Raw genomic sequence first — 9,113 nt, 5'->3', positions numbered from 1 at the left:
GTGGTGAACTTCCTGCAAGTGATGTCGCCTACGTCACCCAGCCAACATCCGAGATCGTTGCTGGCAGTCACGCGAGCGATTCGGCCCGAATCACCTCGGCAGACTCCCGGATCGTTGCTAACAGTCACACAAGTGATTCGGCCCGCATCGCCCTCGACAGGCTCCGATATCGGTGCCGGGGACACAGCAAGTGTTGTGGCCCACAACACCCTGACAAGATCCGGCACCGGAGGTGGTAGCCATATTAGTGTTGCGGCCCGCAACACCTTGGCAGGATTCAGCATCGGTTGGGCAGCTCTGCAAGTGATTCGGCCCGCACCGCAATGAAGGAGTCCGAAATCGGTGGTGGCTATCAGCTCACTGGCGAGTTACAGCTCTTCCTATATATAGAAGCCTCAACAAATCCCCTTCCATCGGGCTACGCATTTAATGCTGCGTCGCCTATAGCCAAATTGCAGCATGGGTACGTCAATCCTCTTCCCAAGGAAACACTGCACCATGGCTGATAACTTCCGGCTCAACATCGGTTCACTGCGCAGCGATGTGAAGCTCACCCTTCACACTCACCATGCCGCTCGTATATGGATGGGGCGCCCTAAAAATGATCTCAAAGCCGGCATCATCGGTCTGTCAGGGTTCTGCACTGTCGTCAATCGGATGTCTCGTGGCGCCCAACAAGATGATCCCTACTCTGACTGGTGGATGATCCTCCTCGAAGAGAAGATCAACGATTCCAAGGAAGCGTTAAAGACCATCGAAGATCGCCTGGACACAGCCATGGCCTCCCTTCCGCCGGCCATCAGCATTAGCGAAAACCTGTCGATCCAGCCTGTCAGCCTCCCGCTTTACATCTCCAATCCCCTGGGATTTCAGGCTGTGTACCTCCTGACGAACTACGACGAAATTGTCAGACGCATTCTGCTGGCCCAGCACGTTGGCCTTGTCGGGCGACACGATATGGAAACCTGGATCGATGAAGGCGCAGCGGTACTACGGAGACTGTTTGGCCTGGCCCAGATCTATAAGTACTCAGGCGCTGCTCGCGACGACTTCGCGGCAAACAATGCCAAGGCTGAAGCAGCCCGCAAAATGTACGAGCGGTATGGTGAGCTGCCACAGGACATCCTGGAAGGCACCCGCCGTTCGAATTTCGCGCCACCGATCATCCGCGGTCAGCAGCAAACCGAGACGGATGATCATCTCGATGACTCCGTTGAGGGTTGAAGAGCATGGGCCAGATTCCCTCCAATGATGGGTCGCTGCAACAGACCGCCTTCCGGCCACTGCAACAGGAAGCCTTTCAGCGACTGCAACAGGCTGCCTCACTAAAAGGCCTTTTAAAGCCTTTTAAAGGTAAGGGGGAGCTGACCCAATTTGCCGATCTTTGCCGAGCTCAAGAATCGGACTTAAAAGCTCTTGCCCAGGAAGTACTGATCCAGGCCCGCCGATATCCATTCACCCTTGTTCCAGTGCGGTTGACTGAGCAAAACACCCAAGCCGGTACCCAGTTTTTGAGATGGCAGCTGGTGACAGATCGGAGGATGGGCGTCGGAGTTTGGGCAGAAATGATGGGTTCACCCAGAACACCGGAATCCATGCTGCAGGATCTTTACGTGATGGAGCTGCAGCGCATCACCTTGAACATGCAAATGAGTTTGCTGCACTCGATCACCAAACAGGCCGCCGAGTGCGCAGAAAAAATGGGCCAGGCAGAGGCCGTGTATACCGCTCGCCTGCAGCAGCTCAACAACCCAACGCAACACCAATAACCTCGGAGAATACTCATGGGCACGCCCGTACAAGGCTGGGAAGGCAATATCGGTTCTGCACCGGAATTCAAAGAATTCCCCAACGGCAATAAAGACCCACGTCGACTTATGCGAGCCAACGTTTACTTCGACAACTCGATTCCGGATGGCAAAGGCGGCTACGAAGATCGTGGCGGTTTTTGGGCGAACGTGGAGTGGTGGCACAAGGACGCCGAGCATTATTCGCAACTGTTCCAGAAAGGAATGCGAGTGCTGGTATCCGGTCGCGCCGTCATGGACCGTTGGAAGAACGACGAAGGTGAATTCGAAGCTTTGAAAATTCAGGCCAGCCGGGTCGGCATGCTGCCGCACCGCGTGACCATGGTGAATCTGGCGCCTTCGCAAAACCAGAATTCCCAACAGTCCAACAGACCCGAATCGCGGCCGCAGCCAGCTCCAGGCCCGGATGAATATCCAGATACCGATCCACCGCAATTCTGAAAACAGGGGCTTAATTTTTCGGCCCATTCGTGCAGCTGTCGGTGTTGGGGGAAACTGCTCATCGTTTCCCCCGACCTCATAGGGACCACTACAAATTAGGACGTGCCGATGGATGAAGTTTTGAGGGACCCAACAGGGTACGTTGTCATAGGCGCAGAGCACCCAACTTTAGGCCGTATGTACTGGACTTACTTTGATGAAAGCGAGGTGAATGCTCCGGACTACTACGGGCTCACCCTGGACCTAAACCGAGCATCATGGGCTCCAGTTGGGTGGCGAACGGGAGAGTATCTGATGGGGGGCCGTGAAGAGACAGACCTTGATACCTGGCAAGCCCGCCGATTTATCAACACCTTGCTCGATGAATACCGTTTAGATACTGAATACCGCGTCGACTTTGACGACGACGACGAAATGACTGAACACTTATACGGCAAGCTGGAACAACTACGTGTTCAAAGCGGACAATCCACTCAGGACTTCATCGCGTGGATCAGAGTTGCGAACTGGACGGACGAGCCAGCTTCGAATTGACATCAAACCGCCAATTGGTTGGCAAAAAATCGCGCCATTCGTTAACTTTCAGGTTGAGTCACACTTCCATTCGGCTATCTCAAGCATAGAAGTTTAAAACTTCCGTTTTTGAGGCAGAAAATGCCCTATTCGTGATGTTACAGTCTGATAGATCTGTTCTTCGGGGACCGATAGCCAATGGCGCAATCTCGAACTTCTTTGAAACCAGCAGATAGGCGGCAATTCAATAACCCTCATACTGCCGTTCAAACAGCCGGTGCTGACGCCGCCCGAAAAGGGCTACGGGTGTATGACTGCCCTTACCACCATCCTGCGATGCGCGCATCGTGGCTAAAGGGCTTTGCCCAGGAACAGCAGCTGACGCTGAACCTCTAGCCGCTAAAAGCCTCCCGTTGTGCATTGACCATTTCCCATTGAAGCCCTACCTGCCATGACGTGACAGTCCCTCTCTGCATAATTGAGAAGGGGCACACCGTGAAGCTATTGATCATCGAGGCACCTGGGAAGCTGAAAAAGCTTCAGCCAATGATGAAGAAGCTGCGCCCAGGCGAAGACTGGTTGGTTGTCGCCAGTGGTGGGCACATACGTGACTTGCCGGCCAGAGGGCAGGACGACAGCATGATCACCACAGGTGTCCGCAAAAATTACACACCGGTGTACGAGATCCTGGATAAGAGCGCCAAGGCCGTGCGGACCATCAAGGCCGCAGCTAAACAGGCCGATGAAATCTACCTCGCAACCGACCCGGATCGCGAAGGTGAAAGCATCAGCTGGCACATCCAGCAGGTACTGGCAGTCAAAACCTACAAACGCATCACCTTCAATGAAATCACCCTGAAGCGTGTCGCAGAGGCTCTAGCCAATCCTCGCCAAATCGATTTGAACAGAGTCGCGTCACAAGAATGCCGGCGTGTACTTGATCGTTTGGTGGGTTACCTGGTGACTCAGGAGCTACGCCGACTGATGGGCAAGCCCACCTCTGCAGGCCGCGTGCAATCGCCTGCCGTATACTTGGTGGTTTTGCGCGAGCGCGAGATCCGCAACTTTCAGGTAATCAACCACTTCGGTGTGCGTCTGAACTGTGTGGATATGAATCAGGGCACCACCTGGTATGCGGATTGGCAACCGGTACCGGATTTCGCGAGCAAAGACTTTCCTTACGTTCAAGATGCCAACCTGGCCCAACTCGTCGCCGGCACACGTAATGTCGTCGTCGAGTCCTGTGAAGACCGCAAGGCCGAGCGCCACCCACCCGCGCCCTTCATCTCTTCCACCCTTCAACAAGCAGCCAGCAACGCCTTGAAATGGGACCCGGACAAGACCATGCAAGTCGCCCAGCGATTGTATGAACAAGGCGTGATCACCTACCACAGGACGGATAATCCCAACGTACCAGACGAGGCCATGGAGGATATTAGAACCGTAGCTAGATCTATCGGATTGAAGACCGTCGACGAGCGACGTACATTCAAGGCCGCCGAAGGCGCGCAGGAAGGCCACCCCGCTATTACCCCGACGCATTGGGCTGATACAAAAGCTGGTGAGAACGACGAGGAGCTCGCCCTGTACAAGTTGATTTGGGTCCGGGCGCTGGCCAGCCAGATCGAAGCGGCGGTATTCGACGTGCGTGCTGTAAAACTGCTCGCGGTTGGCCCAAATGGTAAGGCTTTGCGATTCAATGCAACTGGTGAAACCCTTTTTCATCCTGGGTGGCGGAAACTGCTCAAGGGCGATGACACAGACGATGAGGAAGATGCAGCAGCGAGCAACCCAGTTCCTGCACTCACACCAAAACAGATCCTCTCTGTGCACAACGGAGAACTGCTGAAGAAGAAAACTCAGCCGCCATCCCGCTACACCAAGGCCAGTCTAATCAAAGAAATGGAGCGCCGCGGTATTGGTCGTCCCAGTACGTTCGCCTCGATCTTGAAGAACATCACCAGCAAAGGAATGATTGAGGAAAAAAGCCGCAAGCTGGTACCGGCGCCGCTGGGGGAGGAAACAATCGCGAAGCTGGAAGGGTTCTTCAGTTTCGTGGAGCTCGATTTTACGAGGGAGCTGGAGCGCGATTTGGACAAAATCGCCCAGGGCCAAGACACCTATGGAGCTGTCGTTGGGCGTCTGCATAGACGCCTGGAAGTGGAACTGACTCAGCAACGTGGAATGCCGAGTGTGCCGATGGCGTCCGCTCCACGCCCAGCCACAGCAGGTGGCGCTTTCAACTGTCCAAAGTGCAATCAGCCCCTCGCAAGGCGACAGAAAAAAGGGGACGGTGGCTATGACTTTTGGGGTTGTACAGGCTTCAAATCGAATGGATGCAAGGTGAGTTTTCCAAACTTGAATGGCAAACCAGATCTCAATAAACCCAGAGGGGTGTGACTTCTGCCATTGCCGATATAAATCACCGACAACGCCGTTACGCATTAACCCTAGAAGCCCACCATTCCTATACCTGACAGTCCTCTGCGAAATTGCAGAGGAGGTCATGGGTGAGCGTACAGAAGAGACAATCGGTGGTGGGGCTGCGCCTCTTAGCGCCGAAGCTGGAGAAGTTCTCAGACCGGCAAATTGAAGTCGCCCAGACCTGGGCTTTACAATTTAACGTACCGCCCTCCCAGCTGACCTCCTTCATCGATACCTATCTGAGTTCCACTGTCCATACTCGTTGCTGGTGCGTAGCCCTGCCCTCTACAGATGATCAAACACGGCCGGTCCTGGCCAGAATCGGCGATCACCTTCAGTACTTCGATGGTCATCAGGTTAAGGCCTGCAAAATCTTCAGCAAGGACCGCGTGCATAAGAGAAAACCCACCGCAATGGTGGCCCAGCAGCTACTGCTCAGGTTTGAAAAACGCTGGTATGCAGACGTTCTACTGACCTCCTTCTGCAAGTCGGCTGGAGAGAGGGCGAAAGCCCTTTCGATTGAAGATCTAGGAAGCTTTAATCGCCGCGGCTTCGATTGGACGGCGAGCAACAATCGGTACTTCAATCCCCGCACCCGATTTTACCTGAAGCAGATTGGCAGCACGCTGAAGCAGTTTTGCCAGTGTCTGGACCAAGAGCTTTTATTCGCCATTCGTTCAGCGCAATGTCCCTCACCCAAGCTCTATAACTGGCTGGCTCAAGGTGACCGAAAACGCCGCCTTCAGGCCCTAAAAGCCCAGCCAGTACTGATTCCACTTCTGGTACTAGCAGATCAATGGCCGTGGCCGTGGGATGGGCAGCAGCAGGTATACATGAACTGCCCATGGGATGAACTTCAGGCGTGGCGCCCATACTGGAGTGAGGACCGTTATTTGATTTCCGCTGAAGAGTGCCTGCTAGGTCGCATAGCCGACGCGGGCCTCCCCCTTTCCGACACACTGGCTTGGCTGCTACAGGCGCCGCGCACTGCAGTGCGCTACCTGGGTCAACAGCGGGTATTCGATACCGGCAGTGCATTGACCCGTATCAGCCGCAAGGGGCCACAAGGCCCCTGGTATCGACTGCTGCTGGGAGCCTCACTGGGCAATCGCCGTCCTCTTAAAAAAGCGCACTGGATCACTCTCTTCGCGCTGTTGGATAAAATCCCGTATCAACTGCTGGATCAAACGCAGGACTGGAACAGGCTGCTGTCAGGGTGTCCAACTGATTGGTCGGACGATAATTGGTCCAAAATCGCCGACGACTTTCGAGACCTGAACGAGCTCTTTAACAACGTTGATGAGAGCGACGGACCAGCTTCTGGTGAAGCACTGCAGAAACTCAAAAGCTTCATTGCTACTGCTTCCTATCACCAGATCGCCAGCTTGGTGAATGGCTTTCACCTCGCGTTGATAGACATCCGTGAGGCTTTAGATGCAGTAGATCCACAAACAAGAACAGACTCTTTAACGCCCTGGAAGCCGCTGCTTTATTCAACCAGCACACCCCTCGTGAGTCCAAATGGGCTGCAAATTATCGAACTGAAGTGCCCCGCCGATCTTGATGCGGAACATCGAGCGCTGGGCCATTGCATTGATGGTTACGACTACAGTGCTTATCGGGGCATCTGCCGTCTTTTTTCGGTTCGCGAAAACGGGAAATCGTTGGCCTCTGCAGAAATCCAAATGGATGAAAGTGCCTGGGGCGAAACGTTAGCAAAATTGACTCCCAAACACCTGGTGACGATACAACTGAGAGGGCTCCGCAATCGCACACCTAAGTCGGGCTCCAGGGTTGACCGGGCCTATCAATGGTTTTGGGCAAAGATCAAATCGGGTGAGCTCGCCATTAACCTGGAATGGCCCGACCAAACACTATCCATGTCGCGCTATACAAATCGAAACCGGAAAAAAATGCATGCCCAGGCCTGTGCGGAATGGATCAACCAACGATTGAGCAGGACATGAGTCGTCCTCGTCTGATGAACCGCCGGCAGGACCTGGTCGAAAAAGTCATTTTTGACGGCTATGACTTCGGGGTCTTAATGCAATACGTTGAGGGTGCGAACCGGCTGTTTCTCGAACGTAATGGTTTCTATATTCGGCGTGCCGAGCATCCTCAACATCGCTATTGGCGATTACCAAAAGGCAAGTTGCTGGATGACCTGGATGTGTTCTTCCACCGTTTGATGGAGTTGTCCGAGGACCGATTCAATGAAAGTTGGGAGACGTTTTCACATAAAATCACAGCCGCACAAAACGACCCAGATCGGCAGGCATTCACGTGGGGGCTGACCTTTCGGATAGCTCCACTCGTTCAGGGCGGGATCCTGCTGTCAGGTGACTACCATCCTGGCGCGGTCGCCGTTTCAAGGCGCATGCACGGCGTGTTTCTCGGGCATTCCAAGTCCTGGCGCATCGACGCTGGTGCGGAAGTGGTGCGAAGCAACCTGATCCTGGAGCTTGGAATGTCGGAGGATCAGTTCGAGATCCTCGACACCGTGCAAGAGCTGCTGACCGACGGATCCGTTGTTCCAGCTGATGAAATCACCCGCATCAGTCTTGGTGGACCTCCACAAGAGCGCGCTGTAAAAGCGGCTGATGACAGCACCTCAACCGATGTGTATCTAGCCGCGGTGCCCTCAATCGAGCGCACCGGGTTCACCACCGAACAGATTAACCAGGCATTGGCTGGTTATTCTTTGCTGGACCATCAACCGGCAGGCATCCGTCACTTGCTACAGCGCACAAGCGCCTTGCTTGCGGATGACATGGGGCTGGGCAAAACTCGACAGGCAATCATTGCCGCTGCAATTCGAGCAGCTGATAGGCCCATCTTGGTAATCACGCTGTCGACGTTGATCATCAACTGGCAACGCGAAATCCAGATGGTGTATCCCGAGGCCACAATCGGCCAACAGGTCTTTGATCCCTCTTCGCAATGGATTATCACCAACTACGAACGCCTGGGCGACTTTGTTCTGCATGCAGGACACTTTGACGTGATGATCATCGACGAGGCGCACCGCCTGAAAGAGCCGACCGCCGCGTGGACACGTCACGGCTTCGACATTGCCGCCAAGATACCCAACCGCTACCTGCTGACGGGTACGCCAGTCCTCAACCGAGAATCTGAGCTGCACACGCTGCTACGGCTATCCGGCCACCCCGTTGGGAAACTGCCCTTGAAAGAATTCTGCGAACAGTTCGCCGGCAGTCAGGATTTCCGCATGAATCTGCGGGACGCAATCGGCGATTGGATGCTTCGTCGACGCAAGGATGTCCTGCCCGGTCTCAAGGGCAAACAGCGCCAAACGTTACCCATCGAGCTCACTGCTGAAGAGCGCAAGCAATACGATCAGATTCGACTTGAAGACAGGCCTAGCCTCGCCAGATTGGGATCACTGCGTCAATTGCTTGAGCAGGTCAAGATTCGTGTCGTAATGGACCTGCTGTGCGAACTTGATGCAGAGGACAAAGTTATTTTGTTCTGTGAGTTCAAGGATACGGTAGGAACACTTCGCACTCTGTGCAAGCAAGCTGAGTACGGGTGCGTCACGGTTGTCGGCAGTGACTCTGTGGGCAAACGGCAGAAAGCGATCGATCGATTCCAAAGTGATCCAGAAACCCGCATCTTTGCCGCCACTACCTCCGCTGCCGGCACCGGCAACAACCTCACTGCGGCCAACTATGTCATGTTCTTGGGCCTGCCCTGGACGCCAGGACTGCAGGACCAGGCAGAGGATAGGGCCTATCGGAATGGGCAATTGCGCATGGTCGTAGTGAAAATCCCGCTGGTGGAAAACACCATCGACCACATGCTCTGGCAAATGCTGCTGGATAAGCGCCAGTTAGCAAGTGACCTCATCGAGCCCGATGCGGCCGCCAACGCGAGACAAGCATTGGCGACCAATTTATAGAGCAGCGG

8 protein-coding genes are annotated in these 9,113 nt (G+C 54.5%); all 8 read left to right on the top strand.

The window, feature by feature from the left end:
- Nucleotides 1-498: 498 nt before the first annotated feature.
- Nucleotides 499-1,224 carry a PFL_4669 family integrating conjugative element protein gene (locus tag E4O98_RS09140; RefSeq protein ID WP_060765247.1) on the top strand — a complete coding sequence of 242 codons (726 nt, stop codon included), beginning with the start codon at nt 499-501 and terminating at the stop codon, nt 1,222-1,224.
- A 5-nt stretch (nt 1,225-1,229) separates the two neighbouring features.
- Nucleotides 1,230-1,769, top strand: coding sequence for a DUF3158 family protein (locus E4O98_RS09135; protein WP_248134795.1), 540 nt, complete (start codon nt 1,230-1,232; stop codon nt 1,767-1,769).
- Nucleotides 1,770-1,784: 15 nt separating this feature from the next.
- Complete coding sequence (locus E4O98_RS09130; RefSeq protein WP_057726180.1) at nt 1,785-2,249, top strand: single-stranded DNA-binding protein; 465 nt, start codon at nt 1,785-1,787, stop codon at nt 2,247-2,249.
- Between the two features lie 108 nt (nt 2,250-2,357).
- Nucleotides 2,358-2,783, top strand: coding sequence for a hypothetical protein (locus E4O98_RS09125; protein WP_248134793.1), 426 nt, complete (start codon nt 2,358-2,360; stop codon nt 2,781-2,783).
- Nucleotides 2,784-2,960: 177 nt separating this feature from the next.
- A complete protein-coding gene (locus E4O98_RS09120; RefSeq protein ID WP_153838938.1) occupies nt 2,961-3,158 on the top strand; it encodes a CrpP family ICE-associated protein in 198 nt (65 codons plus the stop codon).
- Between the two features lie 99 nt (nt 3,159-3,257).
- Nucleotides 3,258-5,162, top strand: a complete 1,905-nt coding sequence (gene topA / locus E4O98_RS09115) for a type I DNA topoisomerase (protein WP_248134791.1) — start codon at nt 3,258-3,260, stop codon at nt 5,160-5,162.
- 110 nt (nt 5,163-5,272) lie between these two features.
- A complete protein-coding gene (locus E4O98_RS09110; protein ID WP_248134789.1) occupies nt 5,273-7,153 on the top strand; it encodes a hypothetical protein in 1,881 nt (626 codons plus the stop codon).
- The gene (locus E4O98_RS09105) at nt 7,150-9,105 is read left to right on the top strand and encodes a DEAD/DEAH box helicase (RefSeq protein ID WP_248134787.1); all 1,956 of its coding nucleotides are present in this window, start codon (nt 7,150-7,152) and stop codon (nt 9,103-9,105) included. The genes E4O98_RS09110 and E4O98_RS09105 overlap by 4 nt, the downstream gene beginning before the upstream one ends.
- The last annotated feature ends 8 nt before the right edge of the window (nt 9,106-9,113 follow it).

Source organism: Pseudomonas sp. W2Jun17 (genome assembly GCF_023127795.1).
Taxonomy (GTDB): domain Bacteria; phylum Pseudomonadota; class Gammaproteobacteria; order Pseudomonadales; family Pseudomonadaceae; genus Aquipseudomonas; species Aquipseudomonas synxantha_A.
The sequence above is the reverse complement of the archived record's forward strand: the minus strand, read 5'-3'. Positions and strand labels throughout refer to the sequence as shown.